Origin of the sequence: Chryseobacterium sp. SIMBA_028 (assembly GCF_046535285.1) — a bacterium.
In the GTDB taxonomy this organism is placed as follows: domain Bacteria; phylum Bacteroidota; class Bacteroidia; order Flavobacteriales; family Weeksellaceae; genus Chryseobacterium.
Window position 1 is genome coordinate 1 of sequence record NZ_JAWRWZ010000838.1, and the last position, 235, is coordinate 235.

Here is a 235-nt window from a genome sequence, read left to right on the forward strand (position 1 = left end):
TTCTGTAAGCAATTACAATGATGACAACAACGCAAATCCTTACAGAGACAAATCTTCATTTGACCCGTGTCCGAATGGATGGAGAATCCCTTCAATGCTTGTCGCAAACTTAGGAAACTCCAGTTATATTGATGATTTGAGAGTAGATTTCAGTCCATTTGGAATCAAAAATAACATCAGCAAAAATGTTTTTGAAACCAACAAATATCACATCATTAAACCTAATGACAGTAAC

The 235-nt window shown here is 34.9% G+C and carries 1 protein-coding gene; it reads left to right on the plus strand.

The window, feature by feature from the left end; all coding sequences use genetic code 11:
• The coding region (locus SCA31_RS25555) for a hypothetical protein (protein WP_410699723.1) at positions 1-235 on the plus strand (235 nt) is incomplete at both ends.